This window comes from Collinsella sp. MSK.8.10, from assembly GCF_019041915.1.
Taxonomy (GTDB): domain Bacteria; phylum Actinomycetota; class Coriobacteriia; order Coriobacteriales; family Coriobacteriaceae; genus Collinsella.
The window spans coordinates 33048-59506 of the sequence record NZ_JAHPYF010000003.1; the positions used below are offsets into that span (position 1 = coordinate 33048).

23 protein-coding genes are annotated in these 26459 nt (G+C 58.7%); 16 read left to right on the plus strand and 7 right to left on the minus strand.

From position 1 onward, the window contains the following. Positions 1-9 precede the first annotated feature (9 nt). The 3 genes from KTF55_RS04520 to KTF55_RS04530 all read right to left on the minus strand — a co-directional run bounded on the left by KTF55_RS04520 (position 10) and on the right by KTF55_RS04530 (position 3034). Positions 10-1314: a VirD4-like conjugal transfer protein, CD1115 family gene (locus KTF55_RS04520; protein WP_196032650.1), complete on the minus strand. Its 1305-nt coding sequence runs from the start codon at positions 1312-1314 to the stop codon at positions 10-12. Further along, complete coding sequence (locus KTF55_RS04525) at positions 1307-1924, minus strand: ATP-dependent Clp protease proteolytic subunit (protein WP_022094432.1); 618 nt, start codon at positions 1922-1924, stop codon at positions 1307-1309. The genes KTF55_RS04520 and KTF55_RS04525 overlap by 8 nt, the downstream gene beginning before the upstream one ends. 63 nt (positions 1925-1987) lie before the next feature. Further along, the gene (locus KTF55_RS04530) at positions 1988-3034 is read right to left on the minus strand and encodes a hypothetical protein (protein WP_217108532.1); all 1047 of its coding nucleotides are present in this window, start codon (positions 3032-3034) and stop codon (positions 1988-1990) included. Positions 3035-3367: 333 nt separating this feature from the next. Between KTF55_RS04530 and KTF55_RS04535 the strand changes: the two genes are divergently transcribed. The 8 genes from KTF55_RS04535 to KTF55_RS04570 all read left to right on the plus strand — a co-directional run bounded on the left by KTF55_RS04535 (position 3368) and on the right by KTF55_RS04570 (position 11864). After that, on the plus strand, positions 3368-4210 hold the full coding sequence (locus tag KTF55_RS04535; protein ID WP_196032656.1) for a Cof-type HAD-IIB family hydrolase: 843 nt from the start codon (positions 3368-3370) through the stop codon (positions 4208-4210). A gap of 63 nt (positions 4211-4273) precedes the next feature. After that, positions 4274-4933, plus strand: a complete 660-nt coding sequence (locus KTF55_RS04540) for an HAD family phosphatase (protein WP_328291069.1) — start codon at positions 4274-4276, stop codon at positions 4931-4933. 150 nt (positions 4934-5083) lie between these two features. Continuing rightward, a complete protein-coding gene (locus tag KTF55_RS04545) occupies positions 5084-5827 on the plus strand; it encodes a GntR family transcriptional regulator (protein WP_035138851.1) in 744 nt (247 codons plus the stop codon). Between the two features lie 218 nt (positions 5828-6045). Then, the gene (locus KTF55_RS04550) at positions 6046-7509 is read left to right on the plus strand and encodes a YfcC family protein (RefSeq protein WP_217107730.1); all 1464 of its coding nucleotides are present in this window, start codon (positions 6046-6048) and stop codon (positions 7507-7509) included. Between the two features lie 9 nt (positions 7510-7518). Further along, a complete protein-coding gene (locus tag KTF55_RS04555) occupies positions 7519-9102 on the plus strand; it encodes an amidohydrolase (RefSeq protein ID WP_196032665.1) in 1584 nt (527 codons plus the stop codon). Between the two features lies 1 nt (position 9103). After that, positions 9104-9955, plus strand: a complete 852-nt coding sequence (locus KTF55_RS04560; protein WP_196032668.1) for a sugar phosphate isomerase/epimerase — start codon at positions 9104-9106, stop codon at positions 9953-9955. A gap of 62 nt (positions 9956-10017) precedes the next feature. Then, complete coding sequence (locus KTF55_RS04565; RefSeq protein ID WP_217107731.1) at positions 10018-10986, plus strand: SIS domain-containing protein; 969 nt, start codon at positions 10018-10020, stop codon at positions 10984-10986. Positions 10987-11000: 14 nt separating this feature from the next. Then, positions 11001-11864: a PfkB family carbohydrate kinase gene (locus tag KTF55_RS04570; protein ID WP_148332760.1), complete on the plus strand. Its 864-nt coding sequence runs from the start codon at positions 11001-11003 to the stop codon at positions 11862-11864. 279 nt (positions 11865-12143) lie between these two features. Here KTF55_RS04570 and KTF55_RS04575 read toward each other — a convergent pair whose 3' ends face one another. Further along, positions 12144-12926 carry a TatD family hydrolase gene (locus KTF55_RS04575; protein WP_138339801.1) on the minus strand — a complete coding sequence of 261 codons (783 nt, stop codon included), beginning with the start codon at positions 12924-12926 and terminating at the stop codon, positions 12144-12146. Positions 12927-12940: 14 nt separating this feature from the next. Further along, positions 12941-13738, minus strand: coding sequence for a ThiF family adenylyltransferase (locus KTF55_RS04580; RefSeq protein ID WP_138339800.1), 798 nt, complete (start codon positions 13736-13738; stop codon positions 12941-12943). A gap of 179 nt (positions 13739-13917) precedes the next feature. On the opposite strand from KTF55_RS04580, the gene KTF55_RS04585 reads away from it, so the two are divergent. The 3 genes from KTF55_RS04585 (at position 13918) to ettA (ending at position 16757) form a co-directional block, all read left to right on the plus strand. Further along, positions 13918-14196 carry an autorepressor SdpR family transcription factor gene (locus KTF55_RS04585; RefSeq protein ID WP_022094448.1) on the plus strand — a complete coding sequence of 93 codons (279 nt, stop codon included), beginning with the start codon at positions 13918-13920 and terminating at the stop codon, positions 14194-14196. Then, positions 14189-14893, plus strand: coding sequence for an SdpI family protein (locus KTF55_RS04590; protein WP_138339799.1), 705 nt, complete (start codon positions 14189-14191; stop codon positions 14891-14893). The genes KTF55_RS04585 and KTF55_RS04590 overlap by 8 nt, the downstream gene beginning before the upstream one ends. Before the next feature lie 184 nt (positions 14894-15077). Beyond that, positions 15078-16757 (plus strand): energy-dependent translational throttle protein EttA, encoded by a 1680-nt coding sequence (gene ettA / locus KTF55_RS04595; protein ID WP_217107732.1) that lies wholly within the window; start codon positions 15078-15080, stop codon positions 16755-16757. Positions 16758-16978: 221 nt separating this feature from the next. On the opposite strand, the gene KTF55_RS04600 is transcribed toward ettA, so the two are convergent. Together KTF55_RS04600 and KTF55_RS04605 are read right to left on the minus strand one after the other, a co-directional pair. Beyond that, positions 16979-18286 (minus strand): hypothetical protein, encoded by a 1308-nt coding sequence (locus KTF55_RS04600; RefSeq protein WP_217107733.1) that lies wholly within the window; start codon positions 18284-18286, stop codon positions 16979-16981. A 140-nt stretch (positions 18287-18426) separates the two neighbouring features. After that, positions 18427-19380, minus strand: coding sequence for a hypothetical protein (locus KTF55_RS04605; protein WP_217107734.1), 954 nt, complete (start codon positions 19378-19380; stop codon positions 18427-18429). A gap of 203 nt (positions 19381-19583) precedes the next feature. On the opposite strand from KTF55_RS04605, the gene KTF55_RS04610 reads away from it, so the two are divergent. The 5 genes from KTF55_RS04610 (at position 19584) to KTF55_RS04630 (ending at position 26401) form a co-directional block, all read left to right on the plus strand. Beyond that, on the plus strand, positions 19584-21563 hold the full coding sequence (locus KTF55_RS04610) for an NAD(+) synthase (protein ID WP_217107735.1): 1980 nt from the start codon (positions 19584-19586) through the stop codon (positions 21561-21563). Positions 21564-21681: 118 nt separating this feature from the next. Beyond that, the gene (locus tag KTF55_RS04615) at positions 21682-22845 is read left to right on the plus strand and encodes a pyridoxal phosphate-dependent aminotransferase (RefSeq protein ID WP_006234344.1); all 1164 of its coding nucleotides are present in this window, start codon (positions 21682-21684) and stop codon (positions 22843-22845) included. Between the two features lie 201 nt (positions 22846-23046). Continuing rightward, entirely contained in the window at positions 23047-23997 is a 951-nt protein-coding gene (locus KTF55_RS04620) for an L-lactate dehydrogenase (RefSeq protein WP_022094138.1), read from the plus strand. 127 nt (positions 23998-24124) lie between these two features. Then, positions 24125-25285: a DUF2974 domain-containing protein gene (locus tag KTF55_RS04625; protein WP_006234342.1), complete on the plus strand. Its 1161-nt coding sequence runs from the start codon at positions 24125-24127 to the stop codon at positions 25283-25285. A gap of 111 nt (positions 25286-25396) precedes the next feature. Next, on the plus strand, positions 25397-26401 hold the full coding sequence (locus KTF55_RS04630; protein WP_022094136.1) for a nucleoid-associated protein: 1005 nt from the start codon (positions 25397-25399) through the stop codon (positions 26399-26401). The last annotated feature ends 58 nt before the right edge of the window (positions 26402-26459 follow it).

Consider the following 26459-nt stretch of genomic DNA (forward strand, 5'->3'; position numbering starts at 1 on the left):
ACCCTGCGCTTAGATCTTGGCCTCCGCATGGCCTCGCTGCGCCTCGGGCAGCTCCCCGTAGAGCGGATGGTCTTCGAGCCTAAAGCGCTCGACCTGTTCGGGAGTGCGACCGCGTACAAAGAGCCACGAGCAATCAATCGGCGTCGCCATGAGTGTGCTGGGCAGCGCGTCGGCGCGGTCGGAAAACACCCGGGCACTCTCGGGATCCTGGAACGCCAGCACCAGATGCGTGTCGCAGTTGCCCATGATGGAGCGTGCGCGTGCCTCGCCATAGAGCGCATCGAGCTGGTTGGTCGACTGCAGCAGCAGCGTTGCCCAGATGTTGCGGCTTCGGATAATCGAGAGCACGTTGTCGATCTGGGGGATCTGCAGATTTGCGAAGTCATCGAGCATAAAGCGCACGGGCATGGGCAGGCTGCCGTCGGGCTGCCTATCGGCCTCACGAATGAGGCCCATAAACGCCTGCGAAATAAAGAGGCCGGTCAGCGGATCGAGATTGCGGTCAATATCGCTCACGGTTACAAACAGGGCGCAGGGGGTGTGTCCCATGGAAGCGAAGTCCACCTGATGGCACTCACGATAGAGCTGTGCCGCACCGTCGAATCCCAGACACATGACCTTTTCGGCAAGGATGCCGACGATGCTCGCGTGCATGCGCTCGGCATTTTGCGTAATGGCGTAGCGCCGCCATAGCGAGAGGGCATAGCTTTGGGGGTCGATCGTGATCAGGTCGTCAAACAATCGACTCGTGGCACCGTCCTGCAGGTGCTCGATCAGCTTGATGACCGAGCTGATCGTCTGCTCGTCGGCGGGTAGCTGTTCGGTGACGTAGGCGATAAGACACGACAGCAGGTTTGCCGCTGCATGATCCCAAAAAGGCTGGTTGTTGTCCTCGATGGGGCAGATGGCCTTTGCTACCGAGAGGATGTCCTGCTGGTTGGGCCTGCCGTCCACCTTGCGGCGAATGTGCCTCAGGGGGTTGTAGCCGCAGCGCTCGATGCCGGGCGCAAGGGCCGGGACGGTGTTGAGGTCGGCGAAGTTGAGACATTGCACGCGGTAACCGTGGGCTGCCAGCACGGGTCCCACTTCGCGACAGAGCGTGCCTTTGGTGTCGAGCACGATGTAGCTTGCGTTCATTTGCAGCAGGTTGGGCTTGAGGACGTTTCGGGTCTTGCCGGCTCCCGAGGGGCCGATCACAAGTGCGTTGTTGTTGAGTCCCGTTTGGCGGGTGTCGCAGGAAAGCGTTCGATCCTTGGCGAGGATGGTGGACGATGCGGACTCAGATGCGGCGAGGCGGCTGGCGAGGTTAGACATGGGCGACCTCCTTGGTGGTCGAGAGGATTTCGTGGGCAAAGCCGAGCTCGACGGCGCGCTCGGCCGAAAGGTAGGTGTCTTTTGCAGTGAGGGACTGGATGCGCTTGGGCGTGAGGCCGCTGCGGTCCGAGAGGATTTGCGTGAGGGTCTTGCGGGTCTGCATGAGACGCCGGCTGGTTTCCTGCAGCGCAAGTGCCGAGCCGCCTGCCCCCTGGGGGATCAGCGGGTCGTGAATCATGAGCTCTGCATGGGGCGCCATACGGCGATCGTCGCCGCCCATAAAGATCACGGCGCCCATGGACGCGGCGAATTCCAGGCAGACGGTGCGGATGGGGCACGATGCGAGGCGCATGGCGTCATAGATCGCAAGACCCGATCGCACGCTTCCGCCGGCGCTGGCGACAAATATGGTGATGGGGCGGCTGGGGTCGGTGGCATCGAGCAGGCGGATCTGCTGACATAGGTCGTGGGCCATCGGGGTTTCGATGTTTCCCATGACGGAGAGCTCGCGACGGGCGAGCATCTCATCGTAAATGCTGGTGAGCGTGATACCTCGGGCGGATTCACGCATGGTGAGGGGGCTGATGATGGGGGAATGATTGGTGTCCATGAGGACTCCTTTCTGTTGGTTGTGTTGTGGAATAGGATTGTTGCCCGTGGAGGGGCTGGCGGGCTACAGGGTTCGTCCGAGCCTGAGATCGAGCTCGGTTGTGGGGCAGGCTGCCTGTTCGTGCGGCTCGCAAGCGCCAAGGGCTCCAAAGCGATGGAGCGTTGCGGTGGGCGTGGTGTAGGCGAGCCGCAGCTGATGCTCGACAGGGGCACATCCGTCATTTTTGTAATGAGCCGCGTAGTACTGCGCGATGCTGGCGTTCATCTCGCTGCCATTGCGATGACGCTCAAACTGGCGTCTGCAGGTCTCGATGATCTTTGCTACCGACTTGGGTGCCGTCGCGGGAACAAGAGCGAGATAGCCCTCAAATAGCTCGTTGATGCTCAGGAGGCACAGCAGGTCGATCAGCGTCCTTATGGCTGCTCCCTCGGCGGAAAAGTGCGCGGTCATGCGGTTATATCGGTTACGGTCGACGATGGCCACATGGGGTCTTGGAGTTTTCTGCCCCGTGGTCCCGGGCTTTTGCCGCGCCTGTGTATTGAGCTCGACGTTGCAGCGCTTGAGGCCGTCCAACGGAAGGAACAGTGCGGTGCGCAGGGTGTTCCGCTTGCTTTCGAGTTCATGACGCTCGTCGGGTTTCCATTCGAGCTTGAGTTTCGTGTCGAGCGCCGTAAGCATATGGGCTAGGCAGCCTACGGTAAGAACGTACGAATCGTTGTCGCGTTTTGGGGCATAGGGGTCTGTCAGCTTGCGAATGTCGGGGTCGCCCATGATCTTTGTGCAGCGCTTCAGCAGTTGAGGGTGGTCGGCCAAGATCGTCGCGAGCGGTAGCGACGCGTAGTTCTTGATGGTCGCGGCGGCAAAGGCGGCGTCATATTCGTTTGCATATGCTCGCTCAATGCGGGCATCCAGAATGCTTTTCTTATCGCCGTCTTCAGCGTGGTGGTTTGTCATAGCTTCTCCAATCGGTTGATGTTCGTGCTGTTTGTTGATGTGCTGGTTGTCGTGAGTGATGCGCTTGCCGTGGGTGATGTGCTGACGTTGGGGTGCTATGCGGTTTTCAATGAGCCCGTGAGGCAGTTGCTGCAGGGGCGGGATGGAACGGCCCATGCAAGGCGGAAGGCATCGTGCTCAAAATCGAGACAGCAATGCCCTGGGTGCCTCACATGTGGCAGTTACCTCATTAAGTTGTCATTGCGTTTGGGGTTGTACTTTGCCGATCTTCCTTCTCTTACACGCTAAAACTCAAACTTCATATGCTCGATCTACTTAAAACCGCAACGGCGGTCTTTTATCAACTTATATGTCGGAACGCGTCTTTGCAAGTACTTTTTTGCCTTTGTTTCAAATGGGGTGGTTTTGCAACCGTCATACGCGCGCTGTGCGAACGTGCCCCGGCTCGGATAAGATAGTGCGCGATAAAAACGATGCAAGGAGGCACATATGGCAATTAAAGCCATCGCGATGGATATTGACGGTACGCTCACCAACGACCAGAAAGTGATTAGCCCGCGCACGCGCGAAAAGCTGCTCGCGGCGCAGGAGTCGGGCATTAAGCTCATTTTGGCTTCGGGCCGTCCCGCATGGGGACTACATGCTCTGGCGCAGGAGCTCGACCTTCAAAACCATGACGGTCTGCTGGTTGCCTTTAATGGCGCGCATGTGGTCGACGCTCAGACCGATGAGGTCCTTTTTGACCAGGCCATGCCGGCTGACGAGCTGCACCGTCTGATTGATCACCTGCAAAACTATGATGTGATCCCCATGATCTCGCTCGGGCGCGACCTGCATGTAGAGGACTCGTATCGCTGCATGATTACACTGCCGGACGGCTCGCAGAAGAATATCGTCAAATACGAGCGCGATGCCTGCGACCTTAAGATTCGCGAAGTCGAGAGCCTTCATGAGGTGGCGGATGCTTATCCCGTGGACAAGCTGCTGACGGCGGGCGATCCGGCCTACCTGCAGGCACATTACGAGGAGATGTATGCGCCCTTTAAGCAGACGCTTTCGGGCATGTTTACGGCCGACTGGTACTTTGAGTACACGGCGCCCGGTATTGACAAGGCCCGCGCGCTCGAGGGTGCCCTGCCCAAGCTCGGCATCGATGCCAGCGAGGTCGTATCGTTTGGCGACGGCCAGAACGACAAGTCCATGATCGAGTGGGCTGGTACCGGCGTCGCCATGGGTAACGCTGTCGATGAAGTCAAGGCCGTGGCCCAGATGGTGACCGCCAACAACAACGAAGACGGTATCGCGGTGGCACTTGACCAGCTACTGGGTTAGAATCGCCGATAGTGCATGGTTCGGGCGTCCGCTTGCGGGCGCCCTTTTGTTAGGGAGGGTGCCGTGTCCGCATTTCCGTTCGACGCCGTTATCTTTGACATGGACGGCGTCATTGTCGACACCGAGTATTACTACCTGGGCGAGACTGCCGCGTTTGCCAAGGAGCTTGGGCTTAATCTGACTCAAGAGGAGTTGAACGGCCAGGTCGGCACCTCGCATCAGTTCTTCCTGCATATGCTGGTCGATTGGTTTGAGCGTGCCGGTAAGGGGCATTTCACTGGCGAGGAAGCGTTGGCCCGTTGGGACGAGTGGGCGCATAAGCGTCCGCGCGACTATCAGGCTTTGATCAACCCGGGCGCCGTGGATACGATTCGAGAGCTGCCGCGCCGCGGCGTTCGCGTTGCGCTTGCCAGCTCGTCTCCCATGGATAGCATCGAGGAAGTGCTCAACGCATGCGGGCTGTCGGATGCCTTTGAGTATGTGGTGAGCGGCGAGCAGTTTAAGGAGAGCAAGCCCGAGCCCGACATCTACCTGCATGCGCTGGATCTGCTGGGGCTGCCCGCGAATCGCTGCTGCTGCGTTGAGGATTCGGTGCCCGGCATCACCGCTGGCAAGCGAGCCGGCCTGACAGTCATTGCCAAGCGCGAGGAACGCTTTGGCTTTAGCCAGGATGCCGCGGACAAGATTATCGACCAGCTGCCGGAGCTGCTCACGCTTTCTTAGGAGCGCGGTAGTTGCGCGTTTTTCGGGTCTGATGAGTAAATACCCGACATTTTGGTGCGGCAGCAAGCATACTTTATGCTAATGCGGGCTTAAGGACTTGCTGAATGCCCTTAAGCCCGTTTTAGACTTAATTGTGCTGGGAGAGGGTATATGCCACCGACTGAAGGGCTAACTGATGGTAAAGCAGCGATACCGCTGTACCAACAGGTTATTGATATCATTAAAAACGAAATCAACTCCGGTGCCTACAAGGCGGGCGCGCGGATACCCAACGAATTCGAATTGGCTGAGAGCTATAAAGTTGGCCGCGTTACCGTGCGACGCGCTATTGAGGAGCTCGTCCAGCAGGGCTATCTAACGAAGCGGCAGGGGAAAGGCACGTTTGTCAATGCCCCCAAGCTTAAGCGCAAGATTCGCCAGAAGGATGACGTCCAGAGTTTTTCGGACGCATGCCGCGTTAACGGAATGGAGCCGGGGGCGTGCGTCATTTCGAGAAAGATACTGCCGGCAGATTCTACCGAAGCGCAGTTCTTTGGTGTTCCCGTTGGAACTGATTTGATTTGCGTTGAGCGTGTACGTACTGCCGATGGAGTCCCCGTCATGCTCGAGAACAACATATACGTTTACGAGGACAACGCCTATCTATCAACGGCACCTCTATCTAACCAATCCATTTTTGAGTTCGTGCGCAACCGAACGGGCCGCACGCCCGCGTTTACCGACCCGTGCACGCTCGAGATCGCGTGCGCGTCGCCCGAGGTCGCTCGGCTGTTGGCAGTTCCCGTTGGCGAACCCTTGTTTTATATGGAAGCCTTCTTTTTCGATGAGCAGCGGCGGCCGTTTATCATCGGTCGTCAGCGGATCGTTGGGTCTCGCTACGTTTTTGACATTTAGGACATTGCGAATGGAAGCGCCCGGTGGATCATCTCACCGGGCGTTTCCATACCGTTCACGGCGCAAACGCAACCGTTCAACCGCGTTGCGGCAATCAGTTTGAAATTATCTTGATGAAGGAAAAAGCTGCTGGTAATCTATGGGACGTCATAGAACGTTTGCATTGTGCAAACGTTGAAGCGAGATGCGATGCAGTCTCGAGTTCTTTGGAGGTATCTATGTCAGATACGAAGGCGAAGAAGACAAACAGACGTTTTAAGTTCAAATTACCGCATGTCTATACGATCATGTTCTTGCTGATAGTTGTCTTTGCGGTCCTGACTTGGATCGTTCCCTCTGGTCAGTATCAGCGCAAGACGATTTCGACAGCGGCGGGCGAGCGTGAAGTCGCCGTTGCTGGAACCTATGAGCAGGTCGATAAGAACTACGCCGATTCCGAGACCGGCGAGACCATCAATCTGGGTCAGGATATCTTCGCGGTTCTGCAAGCGCCCACCAAGGGTATCCAAGAGGCTGCCGACGTCGTTGCGTTCGTCTTATTGATTGGCGGATCGTTCGCGATCATCACCAAGACCAACGCTTTGAATGCCGGCATGAGCCGTGTGATTAAAAAGCTCAAGAACAAGGACATCCTCATCATTCCCATCACGATGACGTTGCTGTCCATTTGTGGCACTACGTTTGGTATGTCTGAGGAAGCCCTGCCGTTCTATGCCATCTTCATTCCCATCATGATGGGTATCGGTTATGACTCGATGACGGCATTCATCATCTGCTTCCTTGGTCCTAACCTGGGATATTGTGCTTCGACCATCGACCCGTTTAATGTTTTGATCGCCCAAGGCATCATTGGCATCGAGGGTAATCCGCAACTGTGGCTGCGTGCCGTTTCTTGGGTCATCTTCACTGCCGTCGGTATCGCATGGGCCATGCGCTACGCCATGCGCGTCAAGAAAAACCCCGAGTCGTCCATTGTGTACGAGGACGATAAGCTCAAGCGTATTGAATTTTCCGTGACCGATGCCTCCATCGAGGAAGAGTTCACTATCCGTCAGAAGCTCGTGCTTATCGATTTTGCTTGCGGTATGGGCATTATCGTCTGGGGTCTTGTTACCCAGGGCTGGTACATGAATCAGATTTCCGCCGTGTTCCTTGGCATGGGCTTGCTTGCCGGTATCCTGGGCGGCCTTGACCAGCAGACGATCGCAGAGGAGTTCGTTAAGGGTCTCGCCGACTTTGCGTACGCTGCCGTCGTTATCGGTATCGCTCGCGGTATTCTGGTCATCGCCGAGGGCGGCATGATCATCGACACCATCCTCCAGGCGCTCGCTACCGCGCTCGCCGGTGCACCCGCCGCCGTCTACACCACGTTTATGTATGTCGTCCTTGGTCTGCTCTCTTTGCTGGTTCCCTCGAGTTCTGGCCTGGCGGCTCTCACCATGCCCGTTATGGGCCCCCTGACCGAGCTCATGGGCCTCAATCCCGAGGCGGCCGTCACCGCGCTCCAGTTTGCCAACCAGACCATCAACACCATCAGCCCCGTGGCGGGCATGACGGTCGCCGGTCTTGCCGTGGCTAGGATTTCGTTTGGCCAATGGTGGAAGACCATTTGGAAGTTCTTCATTTTCATGGTCGTCTTTGGCCTGATCGTAACGGCAATCTCTGGCATGCTTCCGGTGTAGGTGGTTGTGATGTCTGATCGTTTGACGGTCCTGACGTCTAAGAGCGTCTTTACCGGTACGGGGGACCTGCCGTTTGAAGGTTTCGTAGCGGTCCGTGGCAATCGAATTGAGGCTGTTGGCACCAAGTGTGAGGTAACTTCGTATTTGACCCAGGCGGACGATGTAGTTGACCTGGGCGACCGCACTGTCATGCCTGGCCTGATCGATGTGCATACCTTCTATACAGGTTGGGCGCTGCGGACGTTGGGGTCTGATCTGTCCGGCATCGCTGATGCCAAAGAGGCTGTGTCGCTCTTGCGTGCATGGAAAGAAGATCATCCGGATTGCGCGGCGGCTTTTGGCCACAACCTACCCGAAACGTTGGCATCGGATGCCGAGAACGCAAATACGGCAGCTGTGTTTGACGATTGTTTTGGCGATATCCCTGTCGTCTGCTTTACACCGGGTGCGGAGACCTGCGTTCTCAATGCTGCCGCCAGTGCGCGATACGGCTTTACACCCCAGGCGTGCTATGCCGAGAAGATCTGGCGCATGATGAGTGATTTCCTTGCGCTGACCGAGGTGCGTGCCGGGTATTCGGACTACATGAGCATGCTTAACGAGCGTGGCGTTACCGCCATCAAGGAAATGGCGTTTGATGACTACTATGGCTTTGCCGACGAAATGGCTCGCCGTGAGGAATCTGGTGAGCTGACGGTTCGCGTCTCTATGATGTCGCAGCCGGTGGGCGCCGGTGCAAATCTGGCATATGCCCGCGAGGCACGAGAGCGCTTCCGGGGACCGTTCGTTCGTTTTTCTGGCTTCAACCGTATGACCGATCGCGGCGTATGGGCGGGGCTTGCAGAGATGATAGACCCCTATGAGGACTCGGCCGATGCGGGCGCTGCCGGCAAGACGGTCGTCGAGGAGCCAGAGTGGGATCTGATTGAGAGCGAGCTGCGTGCAATTGATGCTGACGGCTTCCGATATTCCTTGCATTGCCAGGGCGATGGCGCCGTTCGTCGCACCGTGGCGCTCTATGCCTCGCTGCCTCGAGACGAGCATGGACGGATGCTTCGCCGCCATGCGATTACCGATCTCGAGAACTCTGACCCGACCGATCTTGTCGAGTTTGGCAAGTTAGGTGGAATTTGCGAGGTCTATCCGCAGATTCTGACGCTGGACCGGCGCGAGGATTGCCTGTCGATGATGCGTCGACAAATTGGCGAGACGCGACTTTTACACAGCTGGAATCGCCGCGGCATGGAAGATTCCGGATGCACAGTGTGCTGTGGAACGGATTTGCCGCTGCTGATTCCGAGCCTGGGCGAGTCAATCTACAGCGCGTGCGGCGGATTCTTCGCCGACGGACTGCCCGTGAATGAGGTCAACACGCTGACGCTTGTCGAGCTCTTGCGGGCTTGGACTGCCGGGGGCGCGTACGATCTGATGCGCGAAGACGAGCTGGGTACGCTTGAGGTTGGCAAGCTTGCCGATATCTGCGTGCTCGATCGGGATGTGTTTGACCTCGATTATCGCGACGCACGCGATCTTGCGGTTGATATGACGATGTCGGATGGACAAATCGTGTTCGATCGAAATAAGGAGGCATAAGATGTCTGAATCCAAACCGACGCTGCACCGCGAGCAGATTGCGGGCATGAATATCCACTACATCATGTGGTCGCTCGATTACTTCCTTGATGTGCAGCAGCGCTTGGGCTTTGAGTCCATTGAGCTGTGGTGTGCAGAGCCGCATGTGACGCTCGACCACACGGGCTACTTTGAGGCTGAGGTCCTGGCGAAAAAGGCTGCAGACCGTGGGCTTAGGTATCGTACTCTGTGCCCCGAGAATGTTGTCTATCCTTGGCAGTATTGCGCACGCAAACCGCTGCATGAGCAGCGCAGCCTGGCGTACTTTAAGCACGGCATTGAGCTTGCCGAGGTACTTGGGTGCGACCGTATGTCCGTCAACTCGGGCTGGGGCGACTGGGACGAGGACCGCGAGGAAGCTTGGAAGCGCAGCCGCGAGCACTTGTCCATTCTGGCGGAGTATGCCGGCGAGCACGGTTTGGTGCTTACGATGGAAAGCCTGCGTCCCGAGGAGAGCAACCTTGTGACGACGGTTTCCGATGCGAAGCGCATGATTGACGAGGTCGCGAGCCCGTACTTACAGCCCATGGTTGATACAACCGCGATGGGCGTTGCAGGCGAGACGCTCGAGGACTGGTTTGTCGCCTTTGGTGATGGGGCAATTCACGAGATGCACTTTATCGACGGTGATCCGTATGGTCATCTGGTGTGGGGCGATGGCAAGCACGATATGGACGCCTTCGTCGCCACACTCAACGCCCATGGTTTCGACGGCATGCTGGGCCAGGAAATCACGGACGGTCGTTACTACGATGACCCGGCGGCGGCAGATGCCAAGAACATGGCCGCATTCGAGAAATATCTGATTGACTAAAACAACCATCGGCCACGCAACCAACGTCATTGATTGCGGGCCAAATAAGAAAGGAACTGGATATGAACGCACACGATCTGATCAAAGAGGCAATTGCCGAGAAGGGCAAGTTCGACAGCGTCTACTGGATTGCTTGCGGTGGCTCCATGATCGATTTGATCCCGGCCCATGAGCTTCTGCAGCGCGAGGCAACCACCTTCACTTCGTATATCTATACGGCTCGCGAGTTCGATATCATGCGTCCGCGTCGTCTGGGCGAGAAGTCCCTGGTCATCGCTTGTAGCCACAGTGGCAACACCCCTGAGGTCGTCGAGGGCTGCGAGATTGCCCTTGCTGCCGGCGCTACGGTGATCGCCCAGACCGACAACGCTGGATCCAAGATCGACTCCGGCAAGTGGACCACGTGGGTCTACCCGTGGGGCGAGGGCGTGCCGCAGGCTGAGGTCCCCGCTGGCATTTCGCTGTCGCTTGCGGCCGAGCTGCTCGATCAGCAGGAGGGCTACGCCGATCTTGCCGATATGTATGCCGGTATCGCCGAGATGGATAAGATTCTTCCCCCGGCACGCGAGAAGGTAAATGCCGAGCTGGGCGATCGCTTTGCCAAGCTTTGCCAGGAGCACGAGTTCTTCTATATTCTGGGCAGCGGTCCCAACTTTAGCCAGACCTACGGTTTCGCTATCTGCTCTCTTATGGAGATGCAGTGGCAGCACTGCAGCTACATCCACTCTGCCGAGTACTTCCACGGCCCCTTCGAGGCTACTCAGGATGGCGTTTTTTACTTCCTGCAGATGGGCTCCAGCGAGTGCCGTGCTATGGACGAGCGCGCCCTGGCGTTCCTTAAGACGCATACCGATACGCTGATGGTGCTCGATGCCAAGGAGTACGGTATGGAAGCCGTGCCGGCGAGCGTCCGTGCCTATCTGGACTCGGTGCTGTTCTACGCCATGAACTGCGAGCTGCGTGCCGCACGCGGCAAGGTGTTTGATCACGATCCCGATTTCCGTCGCTATATGGGTGTTGTCGAGTACTAGAAGGAGCAAAGGCCATGGCATTTAACGTTAACGCGCTCGGATTTGGCGACAACGTCGTCGATCGCTACGAGCATATCCACACCATGTATCCCGGCGGCAATGCGGTGAACTTCGCCGTTTATGCCAAGAAATGCGGTGCCGCACGCTCCGCATACATGGGCATTTTTGGCAATGATGCCGCTGCCGAGCATGTCATTGCAAGCCTCGAGGATGAGGGTATCGAGCTTGACAAGTGCGAGCAGATGATTGGCGAGAACGGAGCGGCTCGCGTGACCGTCGTTGACGGTGACCGTGTCTTCCTCGGCTCCAACGAGGGCGGTATCCGTGGCGATGCGCGTTATGTCCTCGATCGCTTTGACCTTTCGTACATGAAGCAGTTCGATGTGGTTCATTCGGGCAACTATTGCTTTACCGAGCGCGAGCTGCCCAAGCTGAAGGCTGCGGGCGTCACGGTCTCTTTTGACTTTTCGGACGACTCCACCGACGAGTACTACGAGCAGATTGCGCCCTACGTCGATTTCGCTTTCTTTAGTGCGGCGGATGCCGCGAGTGAGGACGAGATTCGCGAGCGTCTGGCATGGGTGAAGGGCCTGGGTCCGCGTTTTGTGTCGGCTACGGCGGGCGCCGAGGGCTGCATTGCTTACGACGGCGAGCGTTATTACCGCCAGCTGGCTAAACCGGTAACGGACATGAAGGACACCATGGGGGCGGGCGACTCGTTCCTCACCTCGTTTTTGATGTGCTATCTCGATTCCGCCAAGCGCGGTGAGGATGGTTCTGAGGCTATTGAGCGGGCGCTTGACTTCGCGGCCAGGTTTGCCTCGACCGTATGCGGCATGGAAGGCTCTTGGGGCCACGGGGCGCCGATTTCCGAATAGCCGAGCGGGCTCAGGGAGCTGCATTAGTGCCTCCCTGTGACTCGGTGGTCAAAAAATGCCAAATATGAGTACTGTGACTAATTTAGTCGCAGCATAATTGACCCCTTCAGACGTGATTTAAGCGTTTGGAGGGGTTTAAACTTGCGAAAATGTAGGAGGAATGACTGTAAAAGTGTTAGTTAATGGACAATCGTAGATCATTCTGGTGGTCGGAAAGCTCAAAGTAATGTATCCATTTCGGTAACAGTACTCATATTTGACATTTTTTGACCACAGGGGTCAGCGAAGGCTAAAAACAGAGCGTGAATTTGCCAAAACTGCCGACTCGATGTGCTTTGCGCCACAGTTTTTGAGTGAGGCGATACGTTCTGAGGTCCATGCGAGCGATCTGATGAGCGACTGTGCGCTTGTTTCTGTGTTTGGTTCGGCTGGTGAATCGGTCTCGAGCAGTAGGCGGTCGAGTGGGATCTGTCGTGCGTATTCGCGACCGCGCTTGGTCGCGAGCATGCGTTCGTTGACGGAAAAATAGCAGCCTGCATCGCGCGCGCGGACGAGTTCGTCCGAAGTACCGCTAAACCAGTGGAAGATGATAACGGGGGAGTCGGGGTTTGGGATGAGTAGTCCATGCGATTCGAGGACGTCCAGTACGGCTCCTGCCGAACGAACGGCATGAATTGATATCACGCGTCCGGTAAGAGGATGCTGCACGAGCGTATCGCAGAGCCGGTCAAGTGCCTGTATTTGCAGCGGCTCGCTTCCAGCAAAACGAGTGGAAAAGTCGAGTCCCACCTCGCCGATGTAGCGCCCTTGGGCAGCAACTTCGCAAAGCAGATTGACTTCGGCAGGACCGCAGCGGCCGTCGGCGAGCCACCAGGGATGGAGGCCGACGCCCGCGATAATGTTTGGGTAACGGCTGGCCCGCTTTTTTGCTGCCTCGAAGTCGCATGGGTCGATGCCACAGTCAAAGAGCCCCAGACCCAATGCCGCCGACTCATTGGCCGTAGCATCGGGGCTGAGCATCAAATCAAGGTGACAATGCGTGTCAAAGAATCGCGGTTCCATCGCAGGGCATCCTGCTAGTCCAGGCGCTGGCCATCGGCGCGCACGCGCTCGGTGCCGCGCCCACTGATCTGGCGGATAACCTCGCCGGCAATCATCTGACCCATGATGGGCGGCATAAAGCTGGCGGTTCCCAGCTCGGTACGCTCGTGGATATTGGAAGGGTCGCGGGGCTGTGTCTTAACCGATTCCTCACAGCTAAACAGTACATGCAGGCTCTTGATTCCGCGTTTCTTGCATTCTTTGCGCATAATGCGGCTCATGGGGTCACGCACTGTATCGAAGATGTCGGCAAAGCGGAGGCACTCGGGATGGAGCTTGTTGGCCCCGCCCATGGAGCTAACCAAACGAATGTCGTGGTCCTGAGCATATTTGGCAATGGTGAGCTTGGCCGAGATGGTGTCGATGGCGTCGACGACGTAGTCGAGCTTGCCGTCCGTCTGCTCCAAAACGCTCGCGAAGAAATCATCGATGTTGTCGCTCAGCAAGTATTCAGTTCGCTTGATGACGGCAGCGGCGGGATTGATGTCGTGGATCATGGCTTCCATCACGTCAACCTTGCGCTTTCCGATGGTGCTGTGAAAGGCGATGGCCTGGCGATTGATATTGCTGGGCGCGATGACGTCCTTATCCAGAATGACGAAATGTCCGATGCCGCCGCGGGCGAGTGCCTCGCAGCAGTTGGAGCCCACGCCTCCGCAGCCGAGCACCAGCACCGTAGCATCGGCGAGCTTATCGAGTGCCTCGCGGCCCATGATGATCTCGAGCTTGGTGTCGCGTGTCTCGATGGCGGCTGCGGCAGCGGTTTCGGTCATAAATATCCTCCGATGGGGAAGCAGGTCGTGTTTTAGCTATCGCCATTATAGGTAATCGCCCATAGGTTGCGATGGCGTTTGCTTTGATGTGGTTTGAAGCAATGCGGTTAGATAGTTAGACAAACATCTAAATATTGAGTATAGTGTGCACGTCATGAGAGATGATGAAAGGAGGTCTTATGCCGGGAGAGGGTTTTAAGGCGCTTGCCGATCCAACGCGACGGCGCATTTTGGAGTTGCTGCGCGAGGGCAATTGCACGGCGGGGGAGCTTGCCGAGCATTTCGATATCAGTAAGCCGTCGCTGAGCCATCACTTGGCGACGCTCAAAAACGCCGGGTTGGTGACCGACGAGCGCCATGGCCAAAACATCGTATACAGCTTAAACACCACCGTCATGCAGGACTTGATCGGTTGGTTTATGGGCTTTACAAACACGGAAGGTGATAAGGATGAATAACGAAAACAAGGGCATTCACGCCACGGGGGTATCGCGGCGTGTGTGGATTGTGCTGATCGCTCTGTGCGTCGCCAATGTCGTAGCGCACCTCATGGTGATGCCGAGCTTGCCTGCGCAGATTCCCACGCATTGGGGCGCGAACGGCGCCGTCGACGGTTGGGGTCCTAGCTGGATGGCCTCTGCGCTCGGTGTGCTGCCTCTGGCGCTTCTCGCAATGTTCTGCGTGGTGCCGCGCATCGACCCCAAAGGTGAGGCATATCGAACCTCGGGCAAGTTCTACCAGGGCTTCGTAATCGCCTTCACCTTGTTCATGTGCGCCATAAGCTGGCTGGGAGAGCTTACGGTCTGGGGCGTGGTGCCGGCGGTCGGTTCGGTTAACGTGCTGATTTCCGGTGTTGTCGGTTTGCTATTCATCGGCGTAGGCAACTACTTGCCGCGTGTGAAGCAGAACTATACGCTCGGTATCAAGACGCCTTGGGCGCTTGCCGATCCCGAGAACTGGCGCCGTACTCAGCGTTTTGGCGGCGCCTGCTTTATGGTGCTGGGTATTGGCCTGATTGTGATGGGCGTGGCAGGCAGCGTGCTTTCGAGTGAAGTCGTCGCCGCGGTGATTGCGGTTCTGGCGTTTGGTTCGGTTGGAGCCGTCTACGTCTACTCGTATCTGTTGTGGCGCAAATCGCAGCGAGCCGCTCGTTAAGGTTGCGGAAAACTAGCGTACGCAGTTCATAGTGTGTTAAGGGGGACTTTTCCCAGGTAGTATTAGGGGGTGTGGGCAACCATGCCCCTTTTTCGTTAAGTTTCAGAGCTGGTTTTCTCATTTCGTTTCCACTAAAGCGAAACAAGAATAGGGAAACAGCAGGTAGAAAGGATAAAACAGGCAAATGGCAGAGTTTATCTACCAGATGTATCAGGCTCGTAAAGCCCATGGCGACAAGGTGATCCTTGACGACGTGACCCTGAGCTTCTACCCCGGTGCCAAGATCGGCGTCGTGGGCCCCAACGGTATGGGCAAGTCGACCCTGCTCAAGATCATGGCCGGCATCGAGGAGGTCTCCAACGGCGATGCCAGGCTCACCCCCGGCTACACTGTGGGCATCCTGCAGCAGGAGCCGCTGCTCGACGACGACAAGACCGTCATCGAGAACGTGCGCATGGCGTTTGGCGATATGATCGCCAAGGTCGATCGCTTCAATAAGATCGGCGAGGAGATGTGCGACCCGGATTGCGACATGGACGCCCTCATGGCCGAGATGGGCAAGCTTCAGGACGAGATCGACGCCGCCGACGGCTGGGATATCGATTCCAAGCTCGGCCAGGCCATGGACGCACTGCAGCTGCCCGATTCCGACATGCCAGTCAACGTGCTTTCCGGCGGCGAGCGCCGCCGCGTGGCCCTGTGCAAGCTGCTGCTCGAGGCTCCCGACCTGCTGCTGCTCGACGAGCCCACGAACCACCTGGATGCCGAGTCGATCCTGTGGCTCGAGCACTTCCTGCACAACTACCAGGGCGCGGTGCTTGCCGTCACACACGATCGCTACTTCCTGGATAACGTTGCCGAGTGGATCTGCGAGGTCGACCGCGGTCACCTTTATCCCTACAAGGGCAACTACTCCACGTATCTGGAGACCAAGGCCGCCCGTATCGAGGCGCAGGGCAACCGCGACGCCAAGCTCGCCAAGCGCATGGAGGCCGAGCTCGAGTGGGTACGCAGCTCGCCCAAGGCTCGCCAGGCCAAGAACAAGGCTCGTCTGGCTCGCTACGAGGAGATGGAGGCCGAGGCCCGCGCAAGCCAGAAGCTCGACTGGACCGACATCCGCATCCCTGTGGGCCCGCGTCTGGGCAACAAGGTTCTCGAGGCCCATCACCTGCACAAGGAGTTCGATGGCCGTGTGCTCATCGACGACCTATCGTTCACCCTGCCGCGCAACGGTATCGTGGGTGTCATCGGCCCCAACGGTGTGGGCAAGACCACGCTGTTCAAGACCATCGTGGGCCTGGAGCCGCTGACTTCGGGCGAGCTCGAGGTGGGCGAGACCGTCAAGATCTCCTATGTCGATCAGAACCGTTCCGGCATCGACCCCGATAAGAACCTGTGGGAGGTCGTCTCGGATGGCCTGGACCACATGATGGTCGGTGAGACCGAGGTTCCGAGCCGTGCTTATGTGGCGAGCTTTGGCTTTAAAGGCCAGGACCAGCAGAAGCGCGCCGGCGTACTTTCCGGTGGCGAGCGCAACCGTCTGAACCTGGCGCTTACGCTCAAGCAGGGCGGCAACCTGCTGCTCCTCGACGAGCCCACGAACGACCTCGACGTCGAGACGCTGTCCTCGCTCGAGGCGGCGCTGCTCGAGTTCCCGGGCTGTTCGGTGGTCATTAGCCACGACCGTATGTTCCTGGACCGCGTTGCCACGCACATCCTGGCGTGGGAAGGCACCGACGAGAACCCGGGCAACTGGTATTGGTTTGAGGGCAACTTTGAGGCCTATCAGGCCAATCGTATCGAGCGCCTGGGCGAGGACGCAGCCCAGCCGCATCGTATTCACCGCAAGCTGACGCGCGACTAATTTGTTACGCGGTTTTACCCAACCGCGTAACTACTCGACGCTGCGCGGGCCGCAAGCACCCCATCTTGCCGTTCAAACCGTCGCTCGCGTACCGAAGTACGCGTCGCTCCTCTTTCACGGCAACCTGGGGCACTTGCGGCCCGCTCGCTGTTGGTCACGAAACATCGATGAATGCTAATAAAAGCGGCTCAAATCCTGATTTGGATTTGAGCCGCTTGTCGTTACTGCTCGGGCTCTTCGACTTTGTCGATGGCCCAGGCGGCACCGAGGCCGCCAGTGGTGTTGCGGCGGATGCGCACGGCAACCTCGCGACGCTCGCCGGCCTGCGTGTAGCGCAGGGGGAAGCTTGCGCGGTTTCGCGCGGCCTCGATGGTACCGCGCTCGCGGGCGATCCAGTAGTACTCGCCGACGATGCCGAGCGTGTCGGCGCCGTAGGGGAGATAGGTCGACAGCTGGTGCAGAAGCGGGCCGGGGCAGAAAACCTCGGTTGCGAAATCGATGGGGAAGTCCTCGGGGATGGTGGGCGCTGCGGGCGCGGGGGTTGGGGCCGCTGCGGGTACCGAAGCCGGTGCCGGTGCGGGAATTTGGTCGCAAGCAGCGGCGGGCACGGACTCGATGACGGGTGCGGGCTCTGGCGTCGTCTTCGGCTTGATTGTGGAATCTGCGGGCTTCACGGTGACGGGCGCGTCTGCAGCTTCAGTTTCAACCTCAACCTGCGTCGAGCTCTCATTCTCGACGCTCGACTTTGCCTCGATGGGCGTGGATGCCATGGTGGTGATGCCGGCATTGGCGTTCTCGGGGTCGTAGACGACCGTGAGCGAGATGGCGGGCTGCGGCGTCTCGGGCTCCGGCGCCGACTCGGTAGCGTCTTGATCAGCGGACTCGTCGGGCTGATTGTCCTCGGCCTCGTCGCCAAAGACATCGCTGTTTTGGAACGCAGACGGCTCGGGTTGGTCAGCGGCTTCTTCGGTTGTCGACTTGGGCGCTTCGTTGAGCTCCACAGTGGCTTCCTGCTCGGATATGACTTCGGAATCGGTCGTGGCGGCGATTTCGGTTTCGGCTTCTGCCGTTACCTCAATAGCGACTTCGATCTCTGTCTCGGGCTCGGGTTCCGGCGCGGCTTCAACCATGGCTTCGGGCTCGGGACGCTTAACGTGCTTGGGGCGCACGGCCTTGAGGTCCTTCTCACCGCGCTTTTTCTTTTTGTAGGACTGCTTGGCGCCCTTGGCGGTCTTGGGCTTGTCCTCGCCCTTGGCAAGCGCGGCATCCCAGGCCTCGTTGGCGATGACCGTGGCATACAGGCGGCCGCCTTTAAAGACGGTCAGCTTAATGCAGTCGTCGAGCTCCTCGAGCAGCTCGCGCGTGGACTCGAAGCCCAGGTCATAAGCGGTCATGTCGCCAGCGGCGAGCGCCTCCTCGACCTGTGTCATAAACGTTTGCTTGCCGCACCCAATCGCGTCGCGCAGCAGGCGATACAGATAGATGTGGTTGCCCAGCGAAAGCGTGGGCCTAACTATTGTCTTGCTCATGGCAAATCTCCTCTTTACACATGTAAAGCATCTTACCATCGCATGGCGTTCGCCATGGCGGCGCCCAAGGCAAACGGGCGCGAACCGCTTTCGATTCGCGCCCGTTGTATAGGTCGGTTATCTATGAGAGGCAAACGTGCTTAGTTGCCCGATGCCGTGCCTTGGCTCGAGTTGTCAGATGCCGTGCCGGAAGCGGTTCCGCTCGAGCTGTTGGTGTTGTTACTGTCTGCCGTGCCCGTTCCCGACGTGGTGTCGCTCGTCTGGCCTCCCGTGTTCGGCTGTGAACCGTCAGTCGTTTGGCTTGAGTCGGTCGTGCCGGACGGCGTGCCACTGTTGGCCGTAGAGGAATCGGTGCCCTGCGATTGGTTTTGGGTGTTCGAGGACGAATTGGCAGAGGTAGGACTGTCTTGCGTGTCGTCCGTCTGTGCCTGCTGATCTTGCGACTGGGTGTTGCCATTTGCATCGCTCTCGGTCGTGCGCGACGACAGGATTGGCTCGGGACGCTCGCCCAGACCCTCACCGGCAGTGGTGATAAGGATGGCGCCGGCGCAGGCGATGACCGCGACGATGGCGATGGCGATCGAGAAGACGATGACCTTCTTTTGTGTCTGGCTGCGCTCTGCCGCCGCTTTGGCGCGCAGGCTGTTGGGGGCGACGCGCGCCGTGGTCGCGCGTCCCGCAACCTGGCGCATCTCCTGCGTGGTTGCGGCGCCACCTAGGTGCTCCTCGACATTGGGCTCAACGGGCTCGTAGGCGCCGGTAGGGTAGTCAACAGCGGCATGCGTGCCCTTGATTGCTTCGGCGCTGGCGGAGATAAAGTGGCGATAGACCTGCGAGGACACAACGGTGATGACTGAGCTCACAGCGGCACCAATCACCGAGCCGGCAATGCCGATCTTTGAAGCAAGCGCCACGCTCGTGGCGGCAGCTGCGGCGCCGGCGATGATCTGGGGAATGGAAATGTCGTCGAACAGGCCCTTTTTGGGCGCGATGGCCATGGTCTGGCCGATGGAATGGTTCTCGTGCACGCCGTTGTTGAGCGATGCCGGCGTCATGACGCGCGTGCGCGGCGCGTCGGTGTACTTGGTTGTCATACGGGGTCCTCCCGGTGTAAATCTGCTTCGTTTCGTGTAGCCATCAGGGTACCCACCAGATGTGAATCGTACGTGACATTTAACAGATACCATCAACTCATCAATAGCTCACCAAGTTGGTGGGATGTGGTTCCACCCGGTGGTTGAACTACAATAGGGCTTGCTAATTGTGTTGAATAGCGTCTACGCACGGGAGCATTCTTATGAATCTTCACCTTTCTCAGTCTGATGGCTTTTTGCGTGTGGCGGCGGCGTCGCCGCAGATTCGCGTGGCCGATGTCGAGGGCAATGCCGAGGTTGCGCTGGCGGCTGTTCGCGAGGCTGCCGAGCGCGGCGTTCGCGCGCTGGTACTGCCCGAGCTTAATCTGACTGGCTATACCGCGGCCGATCTGTTCCATAACCGCACATTACTGCATGCCTGCGAGACCGCACTGGCACATATTCTCGATGAAACCCGCGGGCTGCCGATTGTCTTTACCATCGGTCTTCCCGTTGCAGTTGCCGAGAGTATCTACAACTGCGCCGCCGTGTGCTGCGCGGGCGAGCTTTTGGGCCTCACGGCCAAAAAGTATCTGCCCAATTACGGTGAGTTTTATGAGCGCCGCTGGTTTGCTCCGGCGCCCGCAGATTCTGTGTGGGTCGAGTTTGCCGGTCAGGGTCCGGTTCCGCTGGGTTCGGGGCTTGTCTACCGCTGCTGTGATGAAGGTGCCGAGGATATGGTGCTGGGCGTTGAGGTCTGCGAGGACCTGTGGGTGCCGGCGCCCCCTTCGACCGAGATGGCGCTTGCCGGTGCGACGGTGATCCTCAATCCGTCGGCTTCGGACGAGATTATCGGTAAGGCGGATTACCGCCGCAGCCTCATTTCCAACCAGAGCGCGCGCCTGTACTGCGCCTATGCCTATGCGGACGCGAGCGAGGGCGAGTCCACGACCGATATGGTCTTTGCGGGCGAGAACCTCGTCTACGAAAACGGCTCCAAGCTCGCCGCGACCAAACTGCTTACCTGCGATATGGCCATCGCCGACGTTGACCTTGACCGCCTGGTTGCCGAGCGCCGTCGCTCGACGACGTGGACGCGCGCGGACGATGCGCCGGAGGCCACGACCGTTGAGTTTTCGTTTGAGGGCGTGCTGGCCGAAGAACCTGTCCTGCGCGATGCCTGCGATATCGACCGCGTTTTCCCGCGCGCGCCCTTTGTGCCGGCCGACCACGGCGACTTGGCCGAGCGCTGCGAGACGATCCTCGATCTGCAGACTGCGGGCCTCAAGACCCGCCTTGCCCACACGGGTACCAAGGCTGCGGTTATCGGCCTTTCGGGCGGCTTGGACTCCACGCTAGCGCTGCTTGTGACCGTGCGTGCCTTCGATGCACTGGGGCTGCCGCGCACTGGTATCACAGCCGTGTCCATGCCCGGCTTCGGCACGACGCATCGTACCAAGTCGAATGCCGAGTCGCTCGCTCGCGACCTGGGTGTGAGCTTCCGCGAGGTTTCGATCCACGCGGCTGTGGAGCAGCACTTCAAGGACATTGAGCATGATCCGGCCGTGCAGGACGTGACCTACGAGAACAGCCAGGCGCGCGAGCGTACGCAGATTCTGATGGATCTGGCCAACCAGGCTGGCGGTTTTGTCATTGGCACGGGCGACCTGTCGGAGCTGGCGCTCGGCTGGGCTACCTATAACGGCGACCACATGAGCATGTACGCCGTCAACGCGAGCGTGCCCAAGACGCTTGTGCGCCATCTGGTACGCTATGCCGCCGATGTCTTTGGCGGGCGTATTGCCGAGGTCTTGCTCGATATCCTCGATACGCCGGTGTCCCCCGAGCTTCTGCCGCCCACGGGCGACGGCGAGATTGCGCAGAAGACCGAGGATTTGGTGGGCCCATACGAGTTGCACGACTACTTCCTCTACTACCTGCTGCGTTTTGGCTTTGAGCCGGGCAAGATCTACCGCATGGCGCTCAAGAGCTTCGAGGGCGTCTACGACGCCAAGACCGTCCACACATGGCTACGTACGTTCTACCGTCGCTTCTTTGCCCAGCAGTTTAAGCGCAGCTGCCTGCCCGATGGTCCCAAGGTGGGTTCGGTGACGCTCAGCCCGCGCGGCGATTGGCGTATGCCGAGTGACGCAAGCTCACGTCTGTGGCTCGCGCAGATCGACGCCCTCAATCCAATTGACTAAGGTTGGCTAAATTGAACCAATACGGGGGTTGTAAGCGTTACACTTTTGAAATCTGATGGCCCGTATCGCGCGGCGCTCTTGTCGGAGCGCCGCGTTTTTTATATCGAAAGGTGGCACCATGCAGGCATCGCAGCGTCTCGACCGCTTTGGCGCGGAGGTCTTCGCCTCGCTCAACAACAAGCTTCTCGCGCTGAAGGCTCAGGGCAAGACCATTTACAACATGAGCGTGGGCACGCCCGACTTTAAGCCGTACGACCATGTGGTCGAGGCGCTCACGCAGGCAGCCCAAGATCCCGAGATGTGGAAGTATGCCCTGCGCGACCTGCCCGAACTCAAGCAAGCCGTGTGCGATTACTATGAGCGCCGCTTTGGCGTTTCGGGCATTACGCCGTCCATGGTGCAGTCGTGCAACGGCACGCAGGAGGGCGTGGGTCATTTGGGCCTGGCCCTGCTCGATCCGGGCGACACCATTCTGGTTCCCGATCCGTGCTACCCGGTCTTTGAGGCGGGTGCCAAGATCGCCGATGCCAAGCTCGAGTACTATCCGCTGGTCGCCGAGCATAATTACCTGCCCTATGTGGCGGGCATCGATCCCGAGGTGGCCGATCGCGCCAAGTATATGATCGTGTCGCTGCCCGCTAACCCGGTGGGCTCGGTGGGCACGCCCGAGGTCTATGAGGAGATCATCGCTTTCGCCCGCGAGCACGACCTTCTCATCGTCCATGACAACGCATACTCCGACATCGTGTTTGACGGTGAGCCGGGTGGCAGCTTCTTGCAGTATCCCGGCGCGCTCGAGGTGGGCGTGGAGTTCTTCTCGCTCTCCAAGTCGTTTAACGTCACCGGTGCGCGTATCGGCTTTTTGGTCGGCCGCGAGGACGTGGTCTCTGCCTTTGCCAAGCTGCGCGGCCAGATCGACTTTGGTATGTTCTTCCCGATCCAGAAGGCTGCTATCGCCTGCCTGAACGGTCCGCGCGATGAGGTCGAGGCGCAGCGTCTGAAGTACCAGGAACGCCGCGATGCCCTGTGCGACGGTCTTGAGGGCCTGGGCTGGGAGCGTCCCAACGCGCATGGCTCTATGTTTGTGTGGGCCAAGCTTCCCGGTGGTCGCACCGATTCCATGGCGTTTTGCGAGGAGCTTATGGAGAAGGCCGGCGTTGTGGTGACGCCGGGCGCGAGCTTTGGCCCTTCGGGCGAGGGGCACGTGCGTATGGCACTGGTCTTGCCGCCCGATCAGATCGCTTTGGCTGTCGAGGCCATTCGCGAGGCTGGCCTGTATTAGAAACCTATTTCGACCCGTCAATAGCTCGAAACCGATTTCGTGCAGTTATTTTACGAATTCTGCAAACAATTTCGGTAAACGGTCGATTTTTGGCTGCGAATAGGGGCATAATCAAAGTCCCGATTGGATGTATTGGGATTACGACAAGCCGCTCGGGTCGTTCCCGGGCGGCTTGTTTGTGGAGAGAGATGGGAGTTTCTAATGGTTAACGAGAAGAAGGTCGCTATTGTCGGCTGCGGTTTCGTCGGTTCGTCTTCGGCGTTCGCACTGATGCAGAGTGGTCTGTTCTCCGAGATGGTCCTCATCGACGTGGACAAGAACCGTGCCGAGGGTGAGGCCCTGGATATCGCGCACGGCATGACGTTTGCCGAGCCGATGAAGATCTACGCCGGCGATTATTCCGATGTCGCCGACGCCGCCATGATCGTCGTCACTGCTGGCGCTGCCCAGAAGCCCGGTGAGACCCGCCTGGACCTGGTCAACAAGAACGTCAGCATCTTCAAGTCCATTATTCCCGAGATTAAGAAGTCCGGCTTCGACGGCATTCTGTTAATCGTCTCCAACCCGGTCGATGTTCTGACCTACGCCGCCATCAAGATGTCCGGCCTGCCCGAGGGCCACGTCATCGGTTCCGGTACCGTGCTCGACACCGGCCGCCTGCAGCAGATGCTTGGTGCCCACGTCGAGGTTGACCCGCGCGATGTCCAGGCCTATGTCATGGGCGAGCACGGCGACTCCGAGTTTGTCGCTTGGTCCAGCGCTCAGGTTGCCGGCGTTCCGCTGAACACTTTCTGTGAGCTTCACGGCCACTTGGAGCATGAGGCTGCCGAGAAGCGCATCGCCGAGGACGTCAAGAACTCCGCCTACACCATCATCGAGAAGAAGCACGCCACCTACTATGGCGTCGCTATGGCCGTCAAGCGCATCTGCACCGCCGTCATGCGCGATGAGCAGACCGTTCTGCCCGTCTCTTCGCTCATGGTGGGCGAGTATGGCCTGTCCGATCTTGCCATCTCCATGCCGACCGTCGTTGGCCGCGACGGCGTTGTCTGCCGCGTCCCCGTGCCGCTGAACGACGACGAGCAGCATGAGCTCACCGTCTCCGCCAAGGCCCTCAAGGACATCATCGACAGCGTCGATTTCTCCTGCTAAATCAAGCTCGCTAGAGCGAAAAGCTACAATGAAGGCGTCCGGGCCCACACGGTCCGGGCGCCTTTTTGGTGCAAAGTAACCTGACCCCAATGCACCATCCCAATGCACCATAGTTGATGGGAGGGCCATGTCGGATTCGCCTAATTTTTTGACCTATGCTCAGACGGCGTTTGATCCGTTTGAGGAGCGGCCGTTCTGCGCGGTGGACAGCCTGGTCTTTGCGTGGTTGTCCTATTTGCGTTTGCCGGGTGATATGGCGGAGCTGACGAACTGGCAGGGCCTAGACGTACGCGAGCTGCTGCGCGCCGAGTGCTACCAAGACATGATTGGCGACCTGTGGGATCCGGAGGGGAGTCGTGCCCTGTTGGAGGCTGTGGCAGCAAGCCCTCGCTACCGTGGCGTTCGTGTTTGCGGCTATCGTAGCGTGAGTGATGCCGAGACAACGGAGCAGTTTGCGGCCATGACGTTCCGATTTCCGGCGGGGTTTAGCTATCTTGCCTTCCGGGGGACCGACAGCACGATTGTGGGCTGGAAAGAGGACTTTAACATGGCGTTCCGGTGTCCTGTGCCGGCCCAGGAATCCGCGGCGCGTTATGTAGACGAGGCGGCGGATGCGATTGACGGGCCGCTTTTGTGCGGAGGTCATTCCAAGGGTGGAAACCTTGCGGTGTACGGTGCGGCGATGTGCCCCGATGTCGCCCGTGAGCGAATCGAACGGGCGTATTCCCATGATGGTCCGGGCTTCGTCGAGGAGTTTCTGAGCGGCAACGCCTTCGCCGATCTATCCGGTCGAATCGACAAGACGCTACCTCGGTCGTCGATCTTTGGCATGATGTTCGAGACACAGGAGGACTATGCCATCGTTGAGAGCACCGAGTTCAGCCTGCTTCAGCATAATCCCTTTAGCTGGGTGGTTGATGGTCGCGACTTCGTGTACTGTGAGCGCCTGTCCGCCGGTGCTCGATACGTTGATGGCTCCATTCGCGAGATGCTGCTTGCGGTGTCGCCTAACGAGCGCGAGCGTTTTGTAGATGCGTTGTTCTCCGTGCTTGAGGCTACGGGTGCTGAGCGGTTTGCGGATATCGCTGGGAATCTGCGCGAGAGCCTGCCCGTGATGCTCCAGGCTGCGCAAGGCTTTGACAAGGATACGCGACGCTTTGTCTCGCAGACTATCGTTGCGATTCTTAAGTGTGCGCTTCTGCCCAAACGTCCCCAGATCGACATGCCCGCTGCCGGCAAGAGCTTGGCAGAACAGCTCGAGGCTTGGCAGTCCGAGCTCCTGCGCTAACCATTGGTGCAAAGCAACCTGTCCCCGATGCACCAATCTTCGATGCGCCTGGGGCGGGATCGACCGCTATACTGGTTCGTGCCGAGATCGATCTAGAACGGAATGCCGTATATGAAAATCAATCACGCGATTCTGCATATCCTGGACTTTGACTCTGCCGTCAACGTCATGAGCCAGCGCGAGCTCGATATCGAAAGTCGTACCGTGCGTAATTTCGTAACCACGCACCTGCGGCGCGCTCGTACCTCGGCTGATAACAAGCGTGCCACGTTTGCCGAGAACTCCGCATTCGGCGGCGAGCTCAAGGGCTATTTCTTTGGTGAGCGTGAGTTCGTGGATCTGTCTCAGCAGATTGCGGAGTTCATCTCTTCCGAACTTACCAAGGCCGAGAAAGCCGAGTCCACTGACGTGCTTGTGGCGGACTTTGATGACGATGAGGATGCCCGCTGGTTTGCCGTGATGCTGCTGGGCTCCAAGCAGGCTTTTATGCACGAGGTGGGTCGCGAAGAGGGCGAGGTGCGCAACGACATTGCGCGCCACTACGCCATTCTGCCGAATCCCTCGCAAAAGGTGCCGAGCTATGCAATCGTGCGTGCAAGCACCATGGAGATCGGCTATGTGGATAAGAAGCGCAAGATTGCCGGCGAGGATCGCATGCTCATTCCCGATGGCCTGCTGCAGTGCGACACGGGGGTATCGGGCAAGGAGGTCATCGACACCGTGACGCGTGTGGTCGAGGAAGTCGCCGAGGAGCACGGTGCCAACACGGCTGTAGCACTCGCCAAGGTTAAGGCTGCTGTTGCCGAGAAAGTTGAGGATGACGAGGAACTGCCCCCTTGGGATATCGTCGATGAGGTCTTTGAGGACGAGCCGGTTATCAAGGAGAGCGTGCGCGCGGCACTGACTGAGGAGAAGGTGCCTGAGCGTGTGCCCGTGGAGCGCAAGCAGGTCGAACGCGCGGCGGTGCGCAACCACAAGATCCGTACCGACACGGGCATCGAGATCAGCTTCCCGGCCGAGATGGGTTCGAACTCTGAGTACATCGAGTTTGTCAACGAGCCCAACGGCCTCATCTCCATCGAGCTCAAGAACATCGGGTCAATTGAGAATCGATAAACTGCGCTTGGACGCTGCAGAAAAACAAAGGCCGAAGCCCCAATGGAGCTTCGGCCTT